Origin of the sequence: Albidovulum denitrificans (assembly GCF_002973535.1) — a bacterium.
GTDB lineage: Bacteria > Pseudomonadota > Alphaproteobacteria > Rhodobacterales > Rhodobacteraceae > Albidovulum > Albidovulum denitrificans.
On the sequence record NZ_PVEP01000001.1, the window covers coordinates 1122845 to 1145385 of the forward strand.

General features: G+C 66.3%; 23 protein-coding genes and 1 tRNA gene. 8 read left to right on the plus strand and 16 right to left on the minus strand.

What is annotated here, in order from left to right:
• Window positions 1-3: 3 nt before the first annotated feature.
• Window positions 4-282: a DUF3572 domain-containing protein gene (locus tag LX70_RS05520; protein ID WP_105513470.1), complete on the minus strand. Its 279-nt coding sequence runs from the start codon at window positions 280-282 to the stop codon at window positions 4-6.
• A gap of 102 nt (window positions 283-384) precedes the next feature.
• Here LX70_RS05520 and LX70_RS05525 point away from each other — a divergent pair, with 102 nt between their 5' ends.
• Both LX70_RS05525 and LX70_RS20665 read left to right on the plus strand, forming a co-directional pair.
• Window positions 385-1770 carry a diguanylate cyclase domain-containing protein gene (locus LX70_RS05525; protein WP_105513622.1) on the plus strand — a complete coding sequence of 462 codons (1386 nt, stop codon included), beginning with the start codon at window positions 385-387 and terminating at the stop codon, window positions 1768-1770.
• Between the two features lie 154 nt (window positions 1771-1924).
• On the plus strand, window positions 1925-2062 hold the full coding sequence (locus LX70_RS20665; protein WP_170076122.1) for a hypothetical protein: 138 nt from the start codon (window positions 1925-1927) through the stop codon (window positions 2060-2062).
• A 20-nt stretch (window positions 2063-2082) separates the two neighbouring features.
• Here LX70_RS20665 and LX70_RS05530 read toward each other — a convergent pair whose 3' ends face one another.
• From LX70_RS05530 to LX70_RS05560, 7 genes are all read right to left on the minus strand, one after another.
• Window positions 2083-2634 (minus strand): sarcosine oxidase subunit gamma, encoded by a 552-nt coding sequence (locus LX70_RS05530; protein ID WP_245884944.1) that lies wholly within the window; start codon window positions 2632-2634, stop codon window positions 2083-2085.
• Window positions 2627-5566, minus strand: a complete 2940-nt coding sequence (locus LX70_RS05535) for a sarcosine oxidase subunit alpha family protein (RefSeq protein WP_105513471.1) — start codon at window positions 5564-5566, stop codon at window positions 2627-2629. The genes LX70_RS05530 and LX70_RS05535 overlap by 8 nt, the downstream gene beginning before the upstream one ends.
• Window positions 5563-5850 (minus strand): sarcosine oxidase subunit delta, encoded by a 288-nt coding sequence (locus LX70_RS05540; RefSeq protein WP_105513472.1) that lies wholly within the window; start codon window positions 5848-5850, stop codon window positions 5563-5565. Before LX70_RS05540 ends, LX70_RS05535 begins: the two co-directional genes overlap by 4 nt.
• A 191-nt stretch (window positions 5851-6041) precedes the next feature.
• A complete protein-coding gene (locus LX70_RS05545; protein WP_105513473.1) occupies window positions 6042-7292 on the minus strand; it encodes a sarcosine oxidase subunit beta family protein in 1251 nt (416 codons plus the stop codon).
• A 135-nt stretch (window positions 7293-7427) separates the two neighbouring features.
• Entirely contained in the window at window positions 7428-9314 is a 1887-nt protein-coding gene (locus LX70_RS05550) for an acyl-CoA synthetase (protein ID WP_105513474.1), read from the minus strand.
• Between the two features lie 155 nt (window positions 9315-9469).
• Window positions 9470-9907: a peptidoglycan-binding protein LysM gene (gene lysM / locus LX70_RS05555; protein ID WP_105513624.1), complete on the minus strand. Its 438-nt coding sequence runs from the start codon at window positions 9905-9907 to the stop codon at window positions 9470-9472.
• A gap of 118 nt (window positions 9908-10025) precedes the next feature.
• Window positions 10026-11816, minus strand: a complete 1791-nt coding sequence (locus LX70_RS05560) for an ABC transporter transmembrane domain-containing protein (RefSeq protein WP_105513475.1) — start codon at window positions 11814-11816, stop codon at window positions 10026-10028.
• Between the two features lie 290 nt (window positions 11817-12106).
• Between LX70_RS05560 and LX70_RS05565 the strand changes: the two genes are divergently transcribed.
• Together LX70_RS05565 and LX70_RS05570 are read left to right on the plus strand one after the other, a co-directional pair.
• The gene (locus LX70_RS05565; RefSeq protein ID WP_105513476.1) at window positions 12107-12541 is read left to right on the plus strand and encodes a universal stress protein; all 435 of its coding nucleotides are present in this window, start codon (window positions 12107-12109) and stop codon (window positions 12539-12541) included.
• A 17-nt stretch (window positions 12542-12558) separates the two neighbouring features.
• A complete protein-coding gene (locus LX70_RS05570) occupies window positions 12559-14103 on the plus strand; it encodes an alanine/glycine:cation symporter family protein (RefSeq protein ID WP_105513477.1) in 1545 nt (514 codons plus the stop codon).
• 33 nt (window positions 14104-14136) lie between these two features.
• Here LX70_RS05570 and LX70_RS05575 read toward each other — a convergent pair whose 3' ends face one another.
• From LX70_RS05575 to LX70_RS20670, 3 genes are read right to left on the minus strand one after another with little or no spacing between them, the layout of a single operon-like run.
• Window positions 14137-14613 (minus strand): DUF2948 family protein, encoded by a 477-nt coding sequence (locus LX70_RS05575; protein WP_105513478.1) that lies wholly within the window; start codon window positions 14611-14613, stop codon window positions 14137-14139.
• Window positions 14614-14620: 7 nt separating this feature from the next.
• Window positions 14621-15889, minus strand: coding sequence for a UDP-N-acetylglucosamine 1-carboxyvinyltransferase (gene murA, locus LX70_RS05580; protein WP_105513479.1), 1269 nt, complete (start codon window positions 15887-15889; stop codon window positions 14621-14623).
• 7 nt (window positions 15890-15896) lie between these two features.
• Window positions 15897-16049, minus strand: coding sequence for a hypothetical protein (locus LX70_RS20670; RefSeq protein ID WP_170076123.1), 153 nt, complete (start codon window positions 16047-16049; stop codon window positions 15897-15899).
• Between the two features lie 88 nt (window positions 16050-16137).
• Between LX70_RS20670 and LX70_RS05585 the strand changes: the two genes are divergently transcribed.
• A tRNA-Thr gene (locus LX70_RS05585) sits at window positions 16138-16212 on the plus strand.
• Window positions 16213-16367: 155 nt separating this feature from the next.
• On the opposite strand, the gene LX70_RS05590 is transcribed toward LX70_RS05585, so the two are convergent.
• Entirely contained in the window at window positions 16368-16574 is a 207-nt protein-coding gene (locus tag LX70_RS05590) for a cold-shock protein (protein ID WP_105513480.1), read from the minus strand.
• A gap of 206 nt (window positions 16575-16780) precedes the next feature.
• Entirely contained in the window at window positions 16781-18301 is a 1521-nt protein-coding gene (locus LX70_RS05595; RefSeq protein ID WP_105513481.1) for a bifunctional metallophosphatase/5'-nucleotidase, read from the minus strand.
• 159 nt (window positions 18302-18460) lie between these two features.
• On the opposite strand from LX70_RS05595, the gene LX70_RS05600 reads away from it, so the two are divergent.
• From LX70_RS05600 to arsC, 3 genes are read left to right on the plus strand one after another with little or no spacing between them, the layout of a single operon-like run.
• The gene (locus LX70_RS05600) at window positions 18461-18799 is read left to right on the plus strand and encodes a DUF952 domain-containing protein (protein WP_105513482.1); all 339 of its coding nucleotides are present in this window, start codon (window positions 18461-18463) and stop codon (window positions 18797-18799) included.
• Window positions 18796-19854, plus strand: coding sequence for a quinone-dependent dihydroorotate dehydrogenase (locus LX70_RS05605; protein ID WP_105513483.1), 1059 nt, complete (start codon window positions 18796-18798; stop codon window positions 19852-19854). Before LX70_RS05600 ends, LX70_RS05605 begins: the two co-directional genes overlap by 4 nt.
• A complete protein-coding gene (gene arsC / locus LX70_RS05610) occupies window positions 19845-20192 on the plus strand; it encodes an arsenate reductase (glutaredoxin) (protein WP_105513484.1) in 348 nt (115 codons plus the stop codon). The genes LX70_RS05605 and arsC overlap by 10 nt, the downstream gene beginning before the upstream one ends.
• Before the next feature lie 70 nt (window positions 20193-20262).
• Here arsC and LX70_RS05615 read toward each other — a convergent pair whose 3' ends face one another.
• From LX70_RS05615 to LX70_RS05625, 3 genes are read right to left on the minus strand one after another with little or no spacing between them, the layout of a single operon-like run.
• Entirely contained in the window at window positions 20263-21573 is a 1311-nt protein-coding gene (locus tag LX70_RS05615) for an MATE family efflux transporter (protein WP_105513485.1), read from the minus strand.
• Window positions 21566-22093, minus strand: coding sequence for a PaaI family thioesterase (locus LX70_RS05620; RefSeq protein ID WP_105513486.1), 528 nt, complete (start codon window positions 22091-22093; stop codon window positions 21566-21568). Before LX70_RS05620 ends, LX70_RS05615 begins: the two co-directional genes overlap by 8 nt.
• A complete protein-coding gene (locus LX70_RS05625; RefSeq protein WP_105513487.1) occupies window positions 22090-22527 on the minus strand; it encodes a PaaI family thioesterase in 438 nt (145 codons plus the stop codon). The genes LX70_RS05620 and LX70_RS05625 overlap by 4 nt, the downstream gene beginning before the upstream one ends.
• Between the last annotated feature and the right edge of the window lie 14 nt (window positions 22528-22541).

Below are 22541 nucleotides of genomic sequence, written 5' to 3' on the forward strand. Positions count from 1 at the left end.
CTCTCAGGTCCAGTGGTGATCGTCGCCGCCGGGCAGCGCCGCGCGCACGGCAGCAAGGCTGTCATAGGCCAGCCCCGCGCTGTCGCAAAAGCCGATCACGCGGCGGTCTTCGGCCAGGATGAAGTCGATCACCGCCAGCAGGACCTCTGCCTCACCGGCGCGTTGCATCAGGTCGGCGGGGGCAAAGCCGCTGGCGGCAAGAAAGGCGTCCCGCTCTGCCTCCGCCCCGATCACCCAGCCCAGCGCCTTCAGCGCCACGGTCTCTGCATTGTCCCTGTTCATGCCCTGCCCGTCCCCCTCCCCCGTCGCCGGAAAGCTTTTCTTAACCTTTGCAAACGAAAGATGAGCGACAGGTACGAGTTAGTAAAGTGAATGGAGGATTCCGTGGGCGGGAAAATCCTTATTGCCGATGATGTTGCGACGAACCGGATCGTGTTGAAGGTCAAGCTCGCATCGGCTTTCTACGAAACGATTCAGGCGTCCAGCGGGCGCGAGACGCTGGCACTGGCGCGCTCGACCCGGCCGAACCTGATTCTGCTGGATGTGGAGATGCCGGACATCAGCGGCATCGACGTCTGCCGTCGGTTGAAGGCCGATCCGGCAACCTGCGACATCCCCGTGGTGATGGTCACCGCCTTTCGCGACATGGATCGCAAGATGGCAGCGCTTGAGGCCGGGGCGGACGAAGTGTTCTGGAAACCGCTGGATGAGGTGGTGCTGCTGGCGCGGCTGCGCAGTATCCTCAGGGCGCGCGAAACGGCCGAGGAGCTGTGGCTGCGGCAGGGAACCGCGCGGGAGCTTGGCCTCGCCGAACCCGCCGCGGCCTTCACCCGGCAATCGAAGGTGGCGCTGGTGTCGAACGACCGCGCCCGGCGCACGTCCTGCCTGGCAGAGCTTGGCGCCTATCTCTCCGATAACCTCGTCGCGATTGAGCCGGAAGGCGCGCTGTCCGACGCCGCGCCCGAGGGCGCACCCGATGTCTTCCTGATCGGCTCCGATCTGGCGGCCTCTGGCGCCGGGCTGCGGCTGATCTCCGAACTCCGCTCCCGCGCCGCGACACGGCATTCGGCAATCTGCGTGATGCTGCCTGCGGGCGCGCGCGACCTTGCCGCGATGGCCCTCGACCTTGGCGCCAGCGACCTGATCGAGGCCGGCGCCGACGCGTCCGAAGTCGCGCTGCGCCTGCGCATCCAGTGCAGCCGCAAATATCAGGCCGACCGGCTGCGCGACAGCCTGGAAAGCCGCCTGCGCCTTGCGATGGTCGATCCCCTGACCGGACTGCACAACCGCCGCTATGCAATGGCGCATCTGGGCCGCATCGCCGAACGCGCGACGCTATCGGGGCAAAGCTTCGCGGTGATGATCCTCGACCTTGACCGGTTCAAGTCGATCAACGACACCCACGGCCACGCGGCGGGCGACGCGGTGCTGATCGAGGTCGCCGCGCGTCTGGGGGAGGTTCTGCGCCCCTCTGACCTTCTGGCCCGGATCGGGGGGGAGGAATTCCTTGTCGTCCTGCCCGAAGCCGACCTTGCCCGCGCCAGCACCGTGGCCGAACGGCTGCGCCGCATCATCGGCGAAACCCCGGTTCCGCTGCCCCATGACGGTCAGGCGATCCCCGTCACCTCCTCCATCGGGCTGGCCATCGGCAATGCGCCCACAACCGCGGGCCTTGGCGTCGATGAACTTATGCACAGCGCCGACATGGCGTTGCTTTACGCCAAGCAGGACGGGCGCAATCAGGTGATCGTCGGTCAGCACGCGGCCTGAGGGATTGGCGCGCCGGCAAAACTCGCTTAAAGCGTTTCGGGTTTGCGTTGAGAAAGCAAGTATCAGAATTTGAACGAAATAAGATCGAATTCTGATTCAGTGTAAGCCCGAAATGCTATAGCCTGAGGATGTAACGAGAAAAGGGAGCGTCCCGATGCGCCTCATCATCATCCTCATGGGCCTTGCCGCCGCCACGCTTTCCGGCTGCGGGCCGCTTCTGGTCGGCGCAGGCGGCGCGGTGATCGCCGACAAGGCGGTCGAGGACCAGCAGGGCGGCGACGGCCTGTTCTAGGCGCCCCGCCGGACGCCCGTTCAGGAGGTCAGCCGCCCCCGCGCGGCAACGGCATCCAGTGCCGTCCCGATTTCATGCACCGCACTCGCGGCCATGGAGCGGAAGACCATGATGTCGAACCCCGTCTCCGATGTCCGCGCGATCAGCATCATCATGTGGTTCAACCCGCTGCGCGCCACCTGACCGATACCGAATTCCGACAGCCTGAGGTCCAGCGGCACCAGACGCGCCAGCGCGGCCTCCGCCTCCGGCCCCTTCAACTGCATCCGCGCCCAGCCGTCGCCCTGATCGCTCAGCGCCGCCAGACCGGAAAGCGGCGCGGGATCGGCGCCGATCAGAAAGGCCTGATCCCGGCCCGACCAGAGGATCGAGGCCCCCTCCGTCCCCACCGCTTCCCCCGGTTTCGGCCAGCCCAGCCCCATTTCCTTCAGCGCCGCCCCCAAGGCGCGGGTCTTCCCGGCAAAGGGCGCGACCGAGGTCACGCGCGCGGCGGGCAATTCGGACAGCACCGTGCCGCCCGCCACCCTGGGCAAGAGGCCGTCGCAGGCGGATTTCTCGATCAGGCTAGCCACGGGCGCGTCCCCCCTCGGGATCGAAGAAGACGGGATGGACGACCTCGCAGATCACATCCGTCTTCCGCAGGTGATCGACAAGCCGGACGCGGGTCCCGATCCGCGCGCGGCCGTTTATCAGGAAACCAAGCCCCAGATGGCTGTTCAGCGTCGGCGACCAGCAGACAGAGGTCACATAGCCCTGATCGTTGACGCGCACCGGCTCGGCCCCCTCGTCGAAAAGATGCGCCCCGGCGCCGATGGATTTCGACCCCGGCACCGGCTTCAACCCGACCATCTGCTCGCGCTCAGGCCCGCTCAGCCCCGGACGGGTCGAGGCGCCCTTGCCGATGCAATCCTTCTTGGCGCTCACCATGCCTTGCAACCCGATGTCGAAAGCGGTCACGCGGCCATGAATCTCGGCATGGGTGATAAAGCCCTTCTCGATCCTCAGGACGTTCAGCGCCTCCATCCCGTAGGCGCCGCCGCCAAGGTTTTCCGCCCGCGCCACCAGATCGCGGTAAAGCGCCGCGCCATAGCGGGCAGGCACGGCAATCTCATAGCCCAGTTCCCCGGAGAAGGAGATGCGGAACAGCCGCCCCGCCACCCCCATGACACGCACCGGCGCCACGCCGAGGAAGGGAACCGTGTCGCCATCGACCGGCTCCTCCAGCAGCGTGTTCAAAAGCTCCCGCGCCAGCGGGCCGGCGACCGCGAACTGCGCCCATTGCTCGGTGGCAGAGATCATGTGGACGTCCCAGGCCGGGCAATGCGCCTGCGCCACGAAATCGAGATGCCGCATGACCTGCCCTGCCGCCGCCGTGGTGGTGGTCATCAGGTAATGCCCCTCCGCCAGACAGGCGGTGGTGCCGTCATCCATCACCATCCCGTCCTCGCGCAGCATCAGCCCATAGCGCACCCGCCCCGGCTTCAGGGTCGAAAACGTGTTGGTATAGACGAGGTCAAGGAAGCGGCCCGCATCGGCGCCCTGAATGTCGATCTTGCCAAGCGTGGAGACATCGCAGACGCCAACCCGGTCGCGGACAAAGCCCACCTCGCGGTTGCAGGCGTCAAGCCAGCTTTGGTCGCCGGGGCGCGGGAAATAGGACGGGCGGTACCACAGCCCCGCCTCCACCATCGGCGCGCCGCGTTCGACGCTGGCCTGATGCGAGGTGGTAAACCGCTGCGGCGCGAACCCCGCGCCCTGCCCGCCCGCGCCAAGCGCCGCGACGGAGATCGGAACATAGGGCGGGCGAAATGTGGTGATCCCGGTTTCGGGGATGCCACGCCCGGTGGCATCGGCCAGCACCGCCAGCGCCGCGACGTTGGAGTTCTTGCCCTGATCGGGCGCCATCCCTTGCGTCGTGTAGCGCTTCATATGCTCGACCGAGCGGTAATTCTCCTGCGCCGCCAGGCGCACATCCTTGGTCGTCACGTCATTGGAGAAATCGAGCCAGGCCCGGTGCTTGCCGCCACGCACCTCCCAGAAGGCACGCAGGCGATAGGCGCCATCCTCGGCCTGCGGCAGATCGACCGCCTTGGCCTTGCGCCCAAGTTCGGAAAGTGCAGCTTTCGCGGCCTCCAGCCCCTCGGCAAGACATGCTTGGGTAGAAAATGTGCCATTCGCCGCCCCGGCCACCGCCAGCCCCGGCACCATGCCGGGCTGCGGAACGAATGCCGCGATCTCCTCGCGCCAGACCGGGCGGCCGTTCATGTGGCAGGCAAGGTGCAGCGCCGGGTTCCAGCCGCCCGAGATGGCAAGGCAATCGCAGGGAATGCGGGTGATCTGGCCCGAACGGTCGGCGATCACCACCTCACGCAGGCCCTTGCGGCCGACGGTATCGACCACCTGCGCCCCGGCATGAAGCGTCGCGCCGTCCGGGGCGGTCGCCTCCTCTCGCACGTCGATCAGGGCCGAAACCTTGACACCCGCCGCTTTCAGGTCACGCACCGTGCGATGGGCGTCGTCATTGTTGCCGAAGACCGCGACGGTCTGGCCCGGCGCCACGCCGAAACGGTTCAGATAGGCCCGCACCGCGCCCGCCATCATCACCCCCGGCCGGTCGTTGTTGGGGAAGGCGATGGGCCGTTCATGCGCGCCGGTCGCCAGGATCGCGCGCTTGGCGACGATCCGCCAGAAGCATTCCTGCGGCAGGTCCATCGGCGGCCGCGCCAGATGCAGGCCTACCCGCTCCAGCGCGCCGAAGGTGCCGCCGTCATAGGCGCCGGTGATCGAGGTCCGGGTCATCAGGCGGACATTGGGCATCGTGGCCAGTTCCGCCAGCACCCCCGCCGCCCAGTCCGCGCCGGGCTGCCCCGCCACCTCCTGCATCTCGGCCAGAAGGCGGCCACCCATGACGTGATCCTCTTCCGCAAGGATCACATCCGCCCCCGCGCGCCCCGCCGCCAGCGCCGCCATCAGGCCCGCGGGGCCAGAGCCGACCACCAGGAGGTCGCAAAAGGCATAAGCCTTTTCGTAGTGGTCTTCGTTATGCTTCCGCGACAGCGCGCCAAGCCCCGCCGCCCTGCGGATCGCGGGTTCATAGAGCGATTCCCAGAACTTACGCGGCCACATGAAGGTCTTGTAGTAAAAGCCCGCGCTAAAGAACGGAGAGAAAAGATCATTCATCGCCATCAGGTCGACATTGACCGAAGGCCAGGCGTTCTGGCCCCGCGCATCGAGGGCCGCGTGGATTTCCTGCACCGTGGCGCGGACGTTCGGCACCTGCGCCGCGCCGCGCCCGATGGTGACAAGCGCGCATGGCTCCTCCGACCCCGCCGTCATCACGCCTCTCGGGCGGTGATACTTGAAGGACCGGCCAAAGACCCGGACGCCCGAGGCAAGCAGCGCCGAGGCCAGCGTATCGCCCTGAAAGCCGGTATAGTCCTTGCCGTCAAAGCGGAAGCCCACCGGCGTGTTGCGGTCCACAAGGCCCTTGCCCGCGATCCTCATGACCTTGCCCCCTTCTTCGTGGGCGTCGCCCGGTCCGCCAAAAGCCGCGTCGCGCTGATCGCATGCGTCACGGTGTTGCGCGTCACCTCGATCCAGGCGGAACAGCCAAGCTCGTGATACCAGAGGTCCGTGATCTCCCCCGCCGGGTTGTCGCGCAGGTGCAGGTAGTCGTCCCACACCTCGGGCGCGGCGCCTTCGGCCGGGCGGTCGGCATAGACCGAGGCGCCGTAATAGGTGAACTCACGCCGGTCACGCGCGCCACAAAGGGGGCAGGTTATGCGCATTGTCTGGCTTTCCCTTCATCTGTCGCAAGAAGGGGCGCCGCCCCTCGGCCTTCGGCCTCACCCCGAGGTATTTCTGGCAAGATGAAGCGGGTACAGCATTTCATCTTGCCAACAATACCTCCGCCGTAGGCATCCAACGGCGGGGTCCGGCGCAAGGGCTTTATGGTCATGAACGGCATCACCCCGCCCCCTCAGTGCAAGTTATGCTGCGAGCCGGTGCCTTCTTCGTCCAGAAGATGCCCGGTCAGGAAGCGGTCGAGGCGGAAACGGCGGGCGACCTCGTGCGGTTCTCCGGTCGCCATCAGATGCGCCATGCACCAGCCCGAGGCAGGCGTGGCCTTGAAGCCGCCGTAGTTCCAGCCGCAATCGACGAACAACCCGCCCACGTCGGTCCTGTCGATGATGGGGGAGCCGTCGGGCGTCATGTCCACGATACCACCCCAGGAGCGCAGGATCTTCGCCTTGCCGATCATCGGCATCAGCGTCATCCCCGCCTCCATCACATGTTCCAGCATCGGCAGGTTCCCCCGCGCGGCGTAGGAGGCGTAGAAATCGAGGTCGCCGCCAAAGACCAGTCCGCCCTTGTCGGATTGCGAGATGTAGAAATGCCCCATGCCATAGGTCACGACATGGTCGATGACGGGTTTCAGCCCCTCGGTCACGAAGGCTTGCAGGACGTGGCTTTCGATCGGCAGGCGCATCCCGGCCATCGCCGCCACCTGCCCCGACCGGCCCGCCGCGACGATGCCGACCTTCTTCGCCCGGATCGGGCCGCGTGTGGTCTGGACGCCACGCACGCGGCCGTCCTGAATGTCGATACCCGTCACCTCGCAATTCTGGATCAGATCAACGCCGCGCATGTCGGCGCCACGCGCGAAGCCCCAGGCGACCGCATCATGCCGCGCCGTGCCGCCACGCCGGTGCAGAAGGCCGCCATAGATCGGAAAGCGCGTCTGCTCAAAATCCAGGTAAGGCACCATGCGCCGCACGGCCTCGCGGTCCAGCAACTCCGCATCGTCGCCCTGATTGACCATGGCATTTCCGCGCCGGGCGGCGGCGTCGCGCTGGCCGTCGGAATGGAAGAGGTTGAGGATGCCGCGCTGCGAGTGCATCACGTTGTAGTTCAGGTCAAGCTCCAGCCCCTCCCACAGCTTCAGGGAGTGGGAGTAGAATTCGGAGTTGCCCGACAGGAAGTAGTTGGCGCGCACGATGGTGGTGTTGCGCCCCACATTGCCCGACCCGAGATAGCCCTTTTCCAGCACCGCGACATTGGTGATGCCGTGGTTCTTCGCCAGGTAATAGGCGGTCGCAAGGCCATGTCCGCCGCCACCGATGATAATGACGTCGTATTCCGCCTTCGGCTCAGGCTCCCGCCAGGCCGGTTTCCAGCCCTTGTTGCCGAACAGGCCCTCCTTGAGGACGCTCAGGCCCGAATACCGCATCGGCCACCTCCGTTTCCGGTCTGGATTGAACCGGCTTGCGGCGGAGATTTCAACGTCTGACGTGACTTGCCCCGCCTCTTCGCGACATTTGGCGTCGCTAGAGGGCAAGCGGCGCGAATTTTCTGCGCCCTTGCGTCAGGCCCAGTCCCACGGGCGGGTGAATTCGCCAAGCTTCTGGGCCACCGCCGCCTCATCCACCGCGCCTGTCTTTTCCAGCCGCGCGACAAGGCCGCGTTTCTTGTCCTCGACCACCTCCTTGACGCGGACGTTCAGATCCGCGTCGGCCAGCGCCGCGTCATAGACCCGCGTGATCGCCAGCCGCCTGAGATCGGGCTTGAAGATCTTGCCGACCGCTGTCTTGGGCAGTTCTTCCATGATCTCGATATGTTTCGGCACCGCGGCGCGTTCGTGGATGCGGCCGCGCACATGGTCGAGCAGTTCCTCTACCGTCACGGTCTTGCCCGCGACCAGCTCGACATAGGCGCAGGGCAGTTCGCCCGCGAAGCTGTCGGGCTGACCGATGGCGCCCGCGAAGGCGACGGCGGGATGGCTTAGCAGCGCTTCCTCGATCTCGGCCGGGTCGATGTTGTGGCCACCCCGGATGATAAGATCCTTGGCCCGCCCGGTGATCCAGAGATAGCCGTCCGCGTCCATCCGCCCCAGATCGCCGGTGCGCAGAAAGCGTTCGGCGGCGAAAAGGTCGTGGTTCTTGTCCGCCTCGGTATAGGTGGAGCCTTCGAAGACGCCGGGATTGGCGACGCAGATTTCGCCGACCTCATCGGTGCCGCATTGGTGGAACCCCTCGGGCGTGGCCCGCAGGATGCGGATCTCGGTATAGGGCAAGGGGATACCGACCGATCCCACCTTCTTTTCCCCGTCCACCGGGTTGCAGGAGACAAGGCAGGTCGCCTCGGTCAGCCCGTAGCCCTCGGCGATCTCGACGCCGGTCGCGGCCTTGAAGCGGTTGTAAAGCTCAAGCGGCAGCGGCGCAGAACCGGAAATCGCGGTTTTCAGCGAGGAGACATCGGCATTCACCGGCCGCTGCATCAGGGCCGAAATGGCGGTCGGCACGGTGATGACGAAGGACACCTTCCAACGCTCGATCAGCTTCCAGAAATTGTCAAAGACGCCGTCGCCCCGATACCCGGCAGGCGTGGGAAAGACGACATGCGCGCCCGAGCCGAGGCAGGACATCAGGATCGGATAGGCGGCGAAGACGTGGAACAGAGGCAAGGGGCAGATCAGCACATCGGTTTCGTCAAAGAGAAGCGTCGCGCCAAGCCAGCCGTTATAGACCATGCCGGAATATTTGTGCTGCGCGACCTTGGGCATGCCGGTCGTGCCGCCGGTGTGGAAATAGGCCGCGACCCGGTCGCCGGTGCTGTCGGCGAAGGTCAGCCGGTCGGCGGGCATCTTGCGCGTCTCCTGCCCGTAGGAGAGGACGCGTGCCTTGTGATGGGCCTGCACCTTGGGCCGGATGAAGGGGACGATCCACTTTTTCGGCGGCGTCAGGTAGCGGTTCAGATCGACCTCAAGCACCGCCTTCACGCCGGGGGCATTGGCGACAGCCTTGGCGGCCTTCTGGGCGATGTCGGTCTTGGGAAACGGCTTCAGCGTGACAAGGACCTTGGCCTTCGTCTCACGCAGGATACCCGCGATCTGCTCGGCCTCAAGCAGCGGGTTGATCGGGTTGACGATGCCCGCCACCGCGCCGCCCAGAAGCGTGGTCACGGTTTCCAGCGCGTTCGGCAGCAGATAGGCGACAACATCGCCCTCGCCCACGCCAAGGCTGCGGAAAAGGTTCGCGGCGCGGGTGACCTCTTGCCGCAACTCAGCCCAGCTGAGCGTAACGGCGGGGTCATCAGGGCCGGAGAGAAGCTGAAAGCTGACCGCGGGGCGGCTGGGGAACTTTGTCGAGACGGCATCGAGAAAGCCGTAAAGCGTGACCGGCAGGTCGCGCTTGGCGTAATCCATTTCCCGTTCGACGGCATTGCGGTCATAGACCGTTGCGAAACGCGCCATGCTTCCTCCCCCTGTGCGCCCCTCGCGGCGCATCTCCCCCGTGACAAAGGATGGGGACAAAGGCGCCGCGAGGCAAGTGTGACGCGCCGTCCCGGTCCTGCCGCGACGCCGCGTCAGAGGCGAAGGACCGGCGCCGGGGCGCCGGCCTGAAGGCCTTATTTCGCCGGGATGCGCAGCACCTGGCCCGGATAGATCTTGTCCGGGTGGGTCAGCATCGGCTTGTTGGCCTCGAAAATCTCCGGGTAGCGGTTGGCATTGCCAAGCGTCTTCTTGGCGATGGCCGACAGCGTGTCGCCCTTCACGACCGTGTGGAAGACGGCATCCGCCGTGTCGCCGTCATCGCTGGTTTCCACCTCGGCGACGCCATCCACGTTGCCGACGGCGAGGATGACCTTTTCCTTCATCTCCGGGCTGATGGCCTTGCCGCCGACCTTGACCTTGTCACCCTCGACCTTGATGTCGAGGCCGGATGCGTCAAGACCGAGGTCCTTGATCTCTTTCTGCAACGCGTCCTGCTGCACCTCGGCCGCCTCGGCGGCGCCGCCGCCGAACAGCTTCTTGCCCGCGCCTTTCACAAAGCTCCAAACACCCATGTCGATCTCCACTTGGTTGCGTTCACGCGGCAAGCCGCGCCTGTGACCTCACTATCGGCACTAAGCCTTCCGGTCGCAACCGCCGACATAGGGGGAAAGTTCCGCGATCAGCCGCAAATCAGTCGGCGATGGCGCCTTCGGTGAACTGAAGCCGGGCAAGGCGCGCGTAAAGCCCGCCCTCGGCCACCAGCGCGTCATGGCTGCCGGTCGCGACGATACGGCCCTGATCGAAGACGACGATGCGGTCGGCCTTCTTCACGGTCGCCAGACGGTGGGCGACGATGATCGTGGTCCGGCCCCTGGCGAGTTCATCCACAGCCGCCTGCACCAGCCGTTCGCTTTCGGCATCCAGCGCCGATGTCGCCTCATCCAGCAGCAGGACCGGGGCGTCGCGCAGGATCGCGCGGGCGATGGCGATGCGCTGTTTCTGCCCGCCCGACAGCATCACCCCGCGTTCGCCAAGATAGCTGTCATAGCCATCGGGCAGCGCCACGATGAAGTCATGCGCGGCGGCAGCGCGGGCGGCGGCCTCCACCTCGGCATCGCCCGCATCGGGGCGTCCGTAGCGGATATTCTCCCGCGCCGAGGCGGCGAAGATCGCCGGGTCCTGCGGCACCAGCGCGATGGAGCGGCGGAAATCGGACCGCGCGAGGTCGGTCAGCGGCAGCCCGTCCAGCAGGATGCGCCCCTCTTGCGGGTCGTAAAAGCGCAGCAGAAGCTGGATCACCGTGGTCTTGCCCGCGCCCGAGGGGCCGACAAGGGCCACCGTCTCACCGGGTTTGACATGCAGGCTGATGTCGCTCAGCGCCGATTGATCGGGGCGCGAGGGGTAGCGGAAGGACACGTCTTCAAACCGGATGTCGCCCTTGGCAGGCGCGGGCAGCGCCCTGGGGCCGACCGGGTCGTTCACGGTGTCCGTCGCGCCCAGAAGCTCCACCAGCCGTTCGGTCGCCCCCGCGGCGCGCTGCAACTCCCCCCAGATTTCCGAAAGTGCGGCGACCGACCCGGCCGCCATGACGGCATAGATGACGAATTGCACCAGCTCGCCCGCGCTCATCGTGCCGCCGCGCACGTCGCGCGCGCCGATCCAGAGAACGCCAACGACCCCGCCGAAGACAAGGAAGATGACGATGATCGTCATCACCGCCCGCGTGCGGATGCGACGCTTGGCCGAGAGGTAGGACTGCTCCGTCACCTTGGCGAAATCGCCCCTCGCCTCGCCCTCATGGGTGAAGGCCTGCACGGTCTGGACCGCTCCCAGCGCCTCGGCCGCGGCGCCCGAGGACTGCGCGATCCAGTCCTGATTCTCGCGGCTCAGCACCCGCAAGCGGCGGCCCTGGGTGACGATCGGCACGATCACCGCCGGGACGATCAGGAAGACCAGAAGGGTCAGCTTCGGTGCGGTGACAAACAGCATCACCAGCCCGCCCAGCAGGATCAGCACATTGCGCAGCGCGACCGAGACGGAAGAGCCGATGACCGACAGGATCAGCGTCGTGTCGGTGGTGATGCGGCTGACAACCTCGCCGGTCAGGATCTTTTCGTAGAAGGCCGGGCTCATCCCGATGACACGGTCGAAGACGGCCTTGCGGATGTCGGCCACGACCCGCTCGCCCAGCCGGGTGACGAGGTAGTAGCGCGCGCCCGTCCCCAGCGCGAGCAGCGCCGCGATCACCAGCGCCCCGGCGAAATAACTGTCCAAAAGCGCCGCGCCCTGGCTGAACCCGTCGATCACACGGCGCACCGCCAGCGGCAGGAGGAGAGAGACCGAGGCGGTCAGCACCAGCGCGAGGCCCGCCATCACGATCATCCCGCGATAGGGCGCGAGAAACGGCCAGAGGCCGCTAAGCGCGCCGACCCTGCGCGACCTTGCGCGGTCTTCGATAACGGTAACGGGTGATCTGGCCATGGCGCGTCCTTCCGGTGCGGGCGGTTTAGGGCGCGCGGGAGGCAGGGGCAAGGGCAAGCGCGCAGGCGGTTTGTCGCGGAACAGGATGGCCAGGCGGAATCGCCTTAAACGCGATTCGAAGGATCGTCGCGGTATTCGAATAGAATTCGAAGATTATTGCATATATCGCCACTTCATCGCAGGTCATTTCGAATATTATTGCCGATCCAGACAACAAAGGGACATGCTCCCATCCGTTTCGCGCAACACTGAACCACCCCAGGACAATGGGGGTTCAAAGGGAGTGAAACATGGTAGATACCTTCATCGCCGCCTATGACGGGAGTGAGGCCGCCGGGCGCGCCGTCGACTTCGCCGTCAAAAGGGCCAAGGCCGGCAAGGCCCGGCTTCTGGTCGTCCACGTTCTGGAATGGTCGCCCTATTCTTTCCTCACGCAGGAGGAACTGGCCGAACGCCACAAGCGCCGCAACCAGGAGCTTGACCGCGCCGCCAAGGCGGTTCTCGACCCCCTGAAGGCGAAGCTGAAAGACAGCGGTATCGAGATCGAGACCGCCATCAAATACGGCCATGTCGCCGAAACGCTCTGTGACATGGCAAAGGCCGAAGGCGCGGCGCAGATCTTCATCGGGCGCACCGGCTCCTCATCCCTGATGGACCGGATTTTCGGCTCCGTCGCCGGATCGCTGGCCCAGATCGCGCCGGTGCCTTGCACCATCGTGCCATAACCAACGGGGACAGACACATGACAGCAGCATTTATCAAGCGCGCCGCAGTCGGCGCGGCCGGGGCCGTGTCCTTCGCGGGCGCCGCGGCGGCACAAACGCTCGACGAACAGATCAACGCAGGCTTTGCCAGCGCGACGGGATGGTTCGTCAACCTCATCTTCGCGCCGTTTCCCGGCACGTCCTTTCCCTGGATCGTCGCCTGGCTGGTGACTGCCGCAACGATCTTCACCATCTATTTCGGCTTTATCCAGTTCCGGGTCATCAAGCATTCGATCCAGCTGGTGAAGGGCGACTATTCGGACCCGAACGACGCGGGTGAGGTCAGCCATTTCCAGGCGCTGGCGACCGCCCTCTCTGGCACGGTCGGCCTTGGCAATATCGCCGGTGTCGCCGTGGCGGTCGGGATCGGCGGACCGGGGGCGACGTTCTGGATGATCCTTGCCGGTCTTCTCGGCATGGCGTCGAAGTTCACCGAATGCACGCTCGGCGTGAAATACCGCAACGAATATCCCGACGGCACCGTGTCCGGCGGGCCGATGTATTACATGACCAAGGGCTTTGCCGAACGCGGCATGCCGGGCGGCAAGGTGCTGGCCGTGCTGTTCGCGATCTTTTGCATCCTCGGCTCCTTCGGCGGCGGCAACATGTTCCAGGCCAACCAGGCGCATCAGCAGCTTGCGGGTATCCTTGGCGATTATCCGGGCTGGATCACCGGCGTGATCTTCGCCGCCATCGTCTTCGCGGTGATCGTCGGCGGCATCAAGTCCATCGCGCAGGTGACGGAGAAAATCGTCCCCTTCATGGGCATCCTCTATGTCGGGTCCGCGCTGCTGATCATCCTGATGAACATCGGCAATATCGGCTGGGCCTTCGGCCAGATCTTCGCGGGCGCCTTCACCAGTTCGGGGATCGCGGGTGGCGCGGTCGGGGCGCTGATCCAGGGCTTCAAGCGGGCGGCCTTCTCCAACGAGGCGGGCGTCGGTTCCGCCGCCATTGCCCATTCGGCCGTGCGCACGAAAGAGCCGATCACCGAGGGCTTCGTTTCGCTGCTTGAGCCGTTCATCGACACCGTCGTGATCTGCACGATGACGGCTCTGGTCATCATCTTCACCCAGCAGCTTGTGGTGGACGCGGAAACGGGGATGTACCTGCTGAACGACAACGGCACGATCCAGACCGTGACCGGCGCGTCAGGGGTCGGCCTGACCTCGGCCGCCTTCGCCTCGGCCTTCTCGTGGTTTCCCTATGTGTTGGGGCTGGCGGTGATCCTCTTCGCCTTCTCGACGATGATCTCCTGGTCCTATTACGGGCTGAAAGCCTGGACCTATCTCTTCGGCGAGGGGAAGGGGAAGGAACTGACCTTCAAGCTGATCTTCTGCCTCTTCGTCATCATCGGCGCAGCAGCGAGCCTTGGGCCGGTCATCGACTTCTCGGACGCCGCGATCTTCGCGATGGCGGTGGTCAACATCATCGGGCTTTACGTCCTGATGCCGATCGTGAAGCAGGAGGTGAACAGCTATCTCGCGCGGCTGAAGTCGGGTGAGATCAGGAAGTTCAAGTAGGTGAAACGGGCCGGGCGGGACACCGCCCGGTCCTTACTCCGGGTGTTTCGGCATATGCCGTGACGGCGCCGCATAGGGCCGGGTCACATCCTTCAGCGTCACGTCAAGGCATTCGACATCGGCCCGGATCGCGCCGTCGCCCGCCAGGACAAGCGTCACGGCCCCCGCGCCATCCTCGCCCGGCGTCCAGTCGACCGAGAGAAGCGACAGCACCTCATCCCCGTCGCCCCGGTCCACGCCCTGCGAGGCGACGCGCATCACCCCGTCGATCACCAGAAGCGACCGCACCCGTTCATAAGGCCGCCCGCGCGCCTCGGCGCGCGGCGCGTCCTCCCAGCGGAAACGGTTGATAAGGAAGGCCAGCCGCCGCTCCTTCGGGCGCCAGGTCATGTCCGCCGCCGTCAGGACCGCGTCCTGCGAAAGCGTGGCGATGACCTGAAGGTCCTCCCCCTCATAGGCCTTGAGGTTCAGCCCACCCTCGGCGCCGTCCTCGAATGTCGCATCCGCCATGCTGCCCTCACTCGGCCTTCACACGTTCGATCTTCGCGCCACAGGCGCCCAGCTTCTCCTCCACCCGCTCATAGCCGCGGTCGAGGTGATAGACCCGGTTCACGACCGTCTCCCCCTCGGCCGCAAGCCCCGCGAGGATCAGCGAGACCGAGGCGCGCAGGTCGGTCGCCATGACCGGCGCGCCCTTCAGACGCTCCACCCCGGTCACGGTCGCATGACCGCCATGAACCTCGATCTCCGCCCCCATGCGCATCAGTTCGGGCGCATGCATGAAGCGGTTTTCAAAGATCGTCTCTTCCAGCACGCTGGTGCCGTCGGCGGTACACATCAGGGCCATCATCTGCGCCTGAAGGTCGGTCGGGAAGCCGGGGAAGACCTCGGTCTTCACATCGACCGCATGGATGCGGCCATTGGCGCGGGCGACCTTCACCCCTTCATTGGTCTGGGTGATGCTGATGCCACCCTCCTGCAACTTCTCGCAAAAGGCCGGCAGCAGGTCCATGCTGCCGCCGATCAGCTCCACCTCGCCGCCCGCGATGGCCGGGGCGATCATGTAGGTGCCAAGCTCGATCCGGTCGGCGACGACGCGGTGCGTGGCCCCGCCCAGCCGGTCGACGCCCTGGATCTCGATCGTCGCCGTCCCCTCGCCCGCGATCTCGGCGCCCATGGCGCGCAGGCAGCGGACCAGATCGACGATTTCAGGTTCCCGCGCCGCGTTCTTCAGGACCGTGGTTCCCTTGGCGAGCGTGGCGGCCATGACGATGTTTTCCGTAGCGCCGACCGAGGCGAAGCGCTGTTCGATCACCGCGCCTTTCAGGCCGCCCTTCGCCTCGGCATGGAGATAGCCGTCCTTCAACTCGATCGCCGCGCCCATCGCCTCAAGCCCCGAGATATGCAGGTCCATCGGCCGCGCCCCGATGGCACAGCCGCCGGGCAGCGACACCACCGCCCGCCCCGCCCGCGCCAGAAGCGGCCCAAGGACGAGGTTCGAGGCGCGCATCTTGCGCACGATGTCATAATCGGCGGTCAGATTGGTCAGGTCATGGCTGGACAGCGCCAGCACCCGCCCGCCCTGCATCGACGTGACCTCGGCCCCCAGCGATTGCAAAAGCGTCGTCATCGTCTTGATGTCCGACAGCCGCGGCGCGTTGGTCAGCGTCAGCGGTTCATCCGACAGCAGCGTCGCCGGCATCAGCGCCAGACAGGCGTTTTTCGCGCCTGCAATGGGGATCTGCCCCGACAGCGGCGTCCCGCCCTTCACGATGATCGAATCCATGCCCGCCTCAGCTTTCCTCTTCGTCCACTTTCCCCGCCGCACCGCGCGCCTTGGCCTGCGCCTTGCGCCGTTGAAGGTTCGCCTTGAGCGCCGCCTTCAACCGCACCTCACGCGGGTCTTCGGCCTTTTTCGGCCGGGGATCGGACCGTTTTTCATTCATGCCGCCCTCTCTATAGCGGATGGTCGAAAGGGTCCAGATTGCGCTTGCGCGGACGCGGATTTGCGTCTAACACGCGCCCCGAACCGGCGCTGCGGTAGCTCAGTGGTAGAGCACTCCCTTGGTAAGGGAGAGGTCGAGAGTTCAATCCTCTCTCGCAGCACCATCAAACCCTCGAAAACTTGTCTATCCGCGCGAAACCGCCCAGCGGCGGCCTGCGTCGAATTGCTTTGGCGCGAAGACTTTCGCCCGCGACGCCCCCCCAAACGAAAAGGGCGAGGCAACAGCCCCGCCCTTCCCTCTAATTCCGATGCGACGCGATCAGGCGAGCGCGAGGTTCGTCGCCGATTCACGGCCGTCGCGGCCGGCTTCGATGTCGAAGGTCACGGCCTGGCCGTCCTTCAGGCTGCGCAGGCCCGCACGCTCGACCGCAGAGATGTGGACGAAGACGTCCTTGCTGCTGCCTTCCGGCGCGATGAAGCCGTAGCCCTTCGTTTCGTTGAACCATTTCACGGTGCCGTTGGCCATCCGTAGTCTCCTTGTCTTGCCGCCCGCGGAAGTGCGGCGGCCCGGCGCAGTCAGTCGCAATCGAAGAACTGGGCCGAAGACGGAGACAGCAGTCGATAGAGGTAACGTCGCGTCCCCGATAATGCCCGAATCAAGGCGAAAACACAATGGTGACAAAAAAGGGCGGGAAAAATCCCGCCCTTTTGGCGCTCAACCCTGGCGACAGATCAGTTGCCGCCAAGCCGCCGGATGCGGCCCTCGACCCCGGTCGTGACCTTGCCGGTCGCAGAGACATAAGCGATCACGTCATTCGCCATCAGGTTCCCGTTCCCGGCGTTGATCAAGACCTTGCCACCACCCAAAGCGGTATAGCCGTCCCCACCCGACAGCATGTAGTCGTTGGTCGCCACCGTATAGACCTTGTTCAGGTCAAGCGGCGCACCGCCCACCATCACCTCGGACACCCGCGATCCGGCGGGGGCGGAGGGGTCGAAGGCGAAGGTAATGCCGGAGACTTGCGGGAATCGCCCGGCGCCTTTTTCCACCTGGCTGACCCCGTTTTCCAGCGCGGCGAGGATCTGGCTGCCGGGCAGCTCGGTCTCCACCGTCACGTTGCCGAAAGGCAGTTCGGTCAGGATGTCGCGCCGGGTCAGCGTGGTCCCCGCATCATAGGTCCGGTCGCCACGGATGCCGCCGCCATTGGCAAGCGCGATATCCGCCCCGGTCGCGGCACGCTGCGCATCCGCGATCAGGTTGCCCACCGCCGACTCCTCGGCCCGCACCACATTGCGGCGACTGTCGAGCGGCACCTCGGTCACGCCGATCTCAACATTCAGGCTTTCATCCAGCTTGGTCTTGAGCTGATCGACAAGCGCCTGCGTCTCGGCGTCGGGCGTGACCGTCGCGGTGTCGATGAAGCGGAACTCCGGCGTCCAGTCGATCGTCCGCTTGCCATCCTTGTCCTGCCCGATCTCCACATTCAGGTCGAGCGGCGACAGATACTGCCCGTCGATGGAGGTTTCGACATAGGCCGTCACCCCGTCATAGGCGGTGGCATAGGAATGGTCGTCGCCCGACAGGATAACGTCGAAGGCATGGCTCGCGATCAATTGGCGGTCGTTGCTCATGTCGGTCTGGACCACGCCGACAACCAGATCGGCCCCGTCCTCGCGCGCCTGTTTCGCCGCCGCGATGCCGGTTTCGACCGTCGGCAGGAACACCAGATCCCCGGTCGAAGCGACCTGGGGCGAGGTATCCTGCGCCACCGGGATCAGCGCGACCTTCACGCCGCCCACCTCTTTCATCATCACGCCGCCCAGCCCGTCGATGGCGGACCCGTCGGCATTGGTGATGTTGATCGCAGCCCAGGGGTATTTCGACGCCTTCATCTTTTCATAGAAATTCTCCGGCCCGAAGTCGAATTCGTGGTTGCCCGGCACGGCAAGGTCGAAAGGCACGATATTGGTCAGGTCGATGGTGTTCTGGCCCTTGTCGAAGCCCGACAGAAGCGAGGGCGACAGCATGTCGCCATCGAAGACATAAAGCGTGTTCGGATTGGCCGCCCGCTCGGCGCGCGCCACCGCGTTCAGCCGGGCAAAGCCGCCGCGGCCATCCTCTTCCTCGAAGTTATAGGCGTCGCCGACCCCAAAGATCGTGATCTTGACGGAGTCGGCGGCGGCGGCATCGGCGAAGGCAAGGGCGCTGGCGCCCAGAAGCAGGGCCGCGCTGTGGCGGGCGGTGATCTTCATCGGAGAACTCCCTTCGGGGTTGGACAAGGTCAGACTGCGGCCAAGCGGGGCCGGAGTCAAAGCCTGATACCCGCCCCCGGCCCCGTCCGCTCCCCCGTGCCGGCCAGAAAGCCGTTCGTCGGCCATTGACCGCATCCCGGTCAGGGGGCATGAGAAGCCATGCTCATCTTCAAGATCTTCCGCCGCGCCGAATGGGACGCGCTTCGCACCGCCGGTCAGACGCTCGGCGCGCCCGTCGATCTGGCGGACGGTTTCATCCATTTCTCGACCGCCGAGCAGGTGGCAGAGACGGCCGCGCGGCATTTCGCGACCGAAAGCGATCTGGTGCTGGTCGCGGTCGATGCGGGCAAACTCGGCGCCGACCTGAAATGGGAACCCTCGCGCGGCGGCGCGCTGTTCCCGCATCTCTACCGCGCGCTGACGCTGGGCGATGTCGTCTGGGACAAGTCGCTGCCCCTTGGCGCCACCGGCCATATCTTCCCCGAGGGCATGTTGTGACCCCCATCGAACGGCTCGGTCTTTTCGCGCTGCACCGGCTTGACCCGGAAAAGGCCCATGGCTGGTCGATCCGCGCGCTCAGGGCCGGTCTCGTCCCCCTGCCCGGCCCCGTCACCTCGCCCCGGTTGCGGACCCGGCTTGCGGGGCTGGACCTGCCCAACCCGGTCGGCCTTGCCGCCGGGTTCGACAAGAACGCCGAGGCGGTCACGCCGCTGTCCCGCGCGGGTTTCGGCTTTGTCGAGGTCGGCGCCGCCACCCCGCGCCCGCAGCCCGGCAACCCCGCGCCGCGCCTTTTCCGTCTGACCGAGGATCGCGGCGTCATCAACCGCTTCGGCTTCAACAACGAGGGCGCGGAGGTCATCGCCGCCCGGCTGTCGCAGGCCCGCCATGACGTGCCGGTGGGGCTGAACCTTGGCGCCAACAAGGACGCCGCCGACCGCGCCGCCGATTTCGCCCGCGTGCTGGCCACCGCCGGGCCGCATGTCGATTTCGCAACCGTCAACGTCTCCTCCCCCAATACCGAAAAGCTGCGCGACCTTCAGGGCAAGGCGGCGCTTTCGGCGCTGCTCGCCGGCGTGATCGCGACCCGTGACGGGCTGGCGCGCCGGGTCCCCGTCTTCCTCAAGATCGCGCCCGATCTGGCTGACGCCGAACTGGCCGACGTGGCCGAGGTCGCGCTGTCCTCCGGCATCGACGCGGTGATCGCGACCAACACGACGCTCTCGCGCGACGGCCTGAAAAGCGCCCATCGGGGCGAGGCGGGCGGCCTGTCCGGCGCGCCCCTGTTCGAGAAATCCACCCGCACCCTCGCGCGGCTGTCGGACCTCACGGGCGGCGCACTGCCGCTGATCGGGGTTGGCGGCATCGCCTCGGCCGAGGATGCCTATGCCAAGATCCGCGCCGGTGCCTCGGCGGTGCAGCTTTATTCGGCGCTGGTCTATGGCGGGCTGTCACTGGCCGCCGATATTGCGCGGGGCCTCGACGGGCTTTTGCAACGCGACGGCTTCGCCACCGTGGCCGAGGCGGTCGGGACGGGACGAAAGGACTGGCTGTGACGACGATCTGGCACAATCCACGCTGCTCCAAATCGCGCGAGACGCTGGCGCTTCTCGAAGCGCAGGGCATCGCCCCCACGATCCGTCTCTATCTCCAGGACCCGCCATCCGAGGCGGAACTCCGCGACGCCCTCGCGCGCCTCGCCCTGCCCGCCCGCGACCTCATCCGCCGCAAGGAAGCCGCCTTTCGCGACGCGGGCCTCTCCGCCGACAGTGACGGCGCCACGCTGATCGCCGCGATGGCCGCCAACCCGGTGCTGATCGAACGGCCCCTTGTCCTTCATGGCGACCGCGCGGCGCTCGGCCGCCCGCCCGAGGCGGTGCTGGCGCTCTTCTGAGCTTCTCCGTTGTCCCAATACTCCGGGGGTGAGCCCCGGACCTGGGTCCGGGGTGAGGGGGCCGCGCCCCCTATACCGCGCCCGCCGCCCGCTCCGCGCGCGGATAAAGCGCCGCCATCGTCACCCCCCGCATCGCGTTCAAGACCATCAGCGACAGCCAAAGCCCGTGATTGCCCAAAGCGCCGGGCAGCGTCAGCAGCGCCACAAGATAGACCGCGCCGGAAATCAGCATCGCATTGCGCATCTCGCGCGACAGTGTCGCACCGATGAAGATACCGTCGAACATCCAGCTTGCGATGCCGACGACCGGCGCCAGCGCCACCCAGGGCAGGTAGTCCCGCGCCGCCTCCCGCACCGCGGGATCGGTCGCCATCATGTCGATGATCCCCGGCCCGCCAAGCCAGAAGGCAAGGCCAAGAACAACCGATCCCCCGACGCCCCACTGGCTTGCCACGACCGAGGACCGCCGCACCGCGATGACCGACCGCGCCCCCACCGCCTGCCCGACCAGCGACTCGGCGGCGAAGGCGAACCCGTCCAGCGCAAAGGCGGTGATTTCAAGGAATTGCAGCAAGACCTGGTTCGCCGCCAGCGTCACGTCGCCGAACCCGGCGGCGAGGAAGACGAAGGTGGTGAAGGAAAGTTGCAGCACGATCGAGCGCAGCATGATGTCGGAATTGACCTTCATCATCCGCACGATCCGCGCCCGGTCGAAGACCCGCGCCCAGTCGTGCCACTGCCCGCCCGAAAACGCCGCCCGGCAAAGCCAGAGGCCAAGGACCAGCCCAGACCATTCCGCAATCAGCGAGGCGGTGGCGACGCCCCCGACCCCCCAGCCCAGACCCAGCACGAACCACAGGTCAAGCGCCACGTTCAGGCCGTTCATCCACAGCTGCAGGACCAGCACCCCGCGCGTCCGCTCCACCGCGATCAGCCAGCCGGTGACGGCGTATAGCGAGATCGTCGCAGGCGCGCCCCAGATGCGGATCGACAGATAGTCCCGCGTCAGCGCCTCTACCTCGGCCGAGGCCGGGGCAAGGTGGAAGGCGAGCCAGAAGATCGGCAGTTGCAGCACGATCGCCGCCAGCCCCGCCGCCGCCCCGATCATCAGCGCGCGGGTCAGAAGCGCGCCGGTTTCGGCCACGTCGCGCGCGCCATGCGCCTGCGCGACCATGCCCGATGTCCCCATACGCAGAAAGCCGAAGATCCAGTAGAACGAAGCAAGGATCACCGCCCCCACCCCCACCGCGCCAATGGGGGCGGCCAGCCCCATCTGCCCCACGACGCCGGTATCGACCGCGCCCAGAAGCGGCACGGTCGCGTTCGACAGGACAATGGGCAGCGCGATCTTCAACACGCGCCGGTGCGTGATCTCATTCATCGGCAGGGGGCGCCGTTCTGTCGGGCATCAGGAAATGCCCGGTCGCCTGCGCGAAAAGCCGGGCGCGATTGTCCTGCCAGGCCTCGACATGAATGCTCGCATAGCGCCGGCCGGAACGGTTTACCCGCGCCCGCGCATAGGCGTCGCGCGGCAGGCCGGTGCGCAGGTAGTCGACGGTAAAGTCGATGGTCTTCGGCAGGCGCGGCAGATGCGTCGCGTCCAGCGCGCGCGGATCGACGCGGCCCGCCTCCATATCCTCCCACACCAGCGACCAGCTCAGCCCGATGATCGCCGTCACCTCAAGGAAGGCCGCCGTCACTCCGCCATGCAGCGCGGGCAGGTAGGGGTTGCCGATCAGCTTGTCGTCATAGGGCAGCACCGCCGTCAGCTCATCGCCGCGGCGGTCGAAGCGGATGCCCAGAAAGCCGATGAACGGCACCCCGCCGATCAGCGATTGCAGCGCGGCGTCGCGGCGTTCCTTGACGATCTGGACCGGCTCGGGGCGCAGGCGCGGGCTCATCCCCTGTCTCCTTTCGCGGCGTCGAAGGTGAAGGTGCCGGTGGCCGTGGCGACGGGCCGGTCCTGATCGGCGTCATGCGCGGTGGCACGCACGAAGGCGACCGATCGCGTGACATGGTAGCATTCTGCCCGCGCGGTGATCCGGTCGCCCGGACGCGCCGGGCGCATGTAGTCGATGCGAAGGTCGATGGTCGCGGTGGCCGAGGGCGCGCGCGGATGGCTCATCACCGCCGCGCCGCCGCAGGTGTCCATCAGGGCCGACACCGCGCCACCATGGATCACCCCCGATTTCGGATCTCCCACCAGCCGGGCGTCATAGGGCATGGAGATCGCGGCAACCCCGTCCCCAAGCTGCTCAAGCACCATGCCCAGCGCCCGCGAATAGGGAATCGCCTCGATGAACTGCTGCGCCGCTGTCCGCTTCTTGTCATTCATGCATCAGGCTCCGG

Excerpts from the sequence above, each read along its gene's own strand:
- LX70_RS05535 (WP_105513471.1), bottom strand. The coding sequence starts at position 5,566 with ATGAGGATCGCGGGCAAGGGCCTTGTGGACCGCAACACGCCGGTGGGC.
- LX70_RS05545 (WP_105513473.1), bottom strand. The coding sequence starts at position 7,292 with ATGCGGTATTCGGGCCTGAGCGTCCTCAAGGAGGGCCTGTTCGGCAAC.
- LX70_RS05570 (WP_105513477.1), top strand. The coding sequence starts at position 12,559 with ATGACAGCAGCATTTATCAAGCGCGCCGCAGTCGGCGCGGCCGGGGCC.
- LX70_RS05575 (WP_105513478.1), bottom strand. The coding sequence starts at position 14,613 with ATGGCGGATGCGACATTCGAGGACGGCGCCGAGGGTGGGCTGAACCTC.
- LX70_RS05625 (WP_105513487.1), bottom strand. The coding sequence starts at position 22,527 with ATGAATGACAAGAAGCGGACAGCGGCGCAGCAGTTCATCGAGGCGATT.
- LX70_RS20665 (WP_170076122.1), top strand. The coding sequence starts at position 1,925 with ATGCGCCTCATCATCATCCTCATGGGCCTTGCCGCCGCCACGCTTTCC.
- LX70_RS20670 (WP_170076123.1), bottom strand. The coding sequence starts at position 16,049 with ATGAATGAAAAACGGTCCGATCCCCGGCCGAAAAAGGCCGAAGACCCG.
- murA (WP_105513479.1), bottom strand. The coding sequence starts at position 15,889 with ATGGATTCGATCATCGTGAAGGGCGGGACGCCGCTGTCGGGGCAGATC.
- LX70_RS05540 (WP_105513472.1), bottom strand. The coding sequence starts at position 5,850 with ATGCGCATAACCTGCCCCCTTTGTGGCGCGCGTGACCGGCGTGAGTTC.
- LX70_RS05550 (WP_105513474.1), bottom strand. The coding sequence starts at position 9,314 with ATGGCGCGTTTCGCAACGGTCTATGACCGCAATGCCGTCGAACGGGAA.
- LX70_RS05620 (WP_105513486.1), bottom strand. The coding sequence starts at position 22,093 with ATGAGCCCGCGCCTGCGCCCCGAGCCGGTCCAGATCGTCAAGGAACGC.
- LX70_RS05560 (WP_105513475.1), bottom strand. The coding sequence starts at position 11,816 with ATGGCCAGATCACCCGTTACCGTTATCGAAGACCGCGCAAGGTCGCGC.
- LX70_RS05590 (WP_105513480.1), bottom strand. The coding sequence starts at position 16,574 with ATGGCCAACGGCACCGTGAAATGGTTCAACGAAACGAAGGGCTACGGC.
- LX70_RS05595 (WP_105513481.1), bottom strand. The coding sequence starts at position 18,301 with ATGAAGATCACCGCCCGCCACAGCGCGGCCCTGCTTCTGGGCGCCAGC.
- lysM (WP_105513624.1), bottom strand. The coding sequence starts at position 9,907 with ATGGGTGTTTGGAGCTTTGTGAAAGGCGCGGGCAAGAAGCTGTTCGGC.
- LX70_RS05600 (WP_105513482.1), top strand. The coding sequence starts at position 18,461 with ATGCTCATCTTCAAGATCTTCCGCCGCGCCGAATGGGACGCGCTTCGC.
- LX70_RS05565 (WP_105513476.1), top strand. The coding sequence starts at position 12,107 with ATGGTAGATACCTTCATCGCCGCCTATGACGGGAGTGAGGCCGCCGGG.
- LX70_RS05615 (WP_105513485.1), bottom strand. The coding sequence starts at position 21,573 with ATGAATGAGATCACGCACCGGCGCGTGTTGAAGATCGCGCTGCCCATT.
- LX70_RS05520 (WP_105513470.1), bottom strand. The coding sequence starts at position 282 with ATGAACAGGGACAATGCAGAGACCGTGGCGCTGAAGGCGCTGGGCTGG.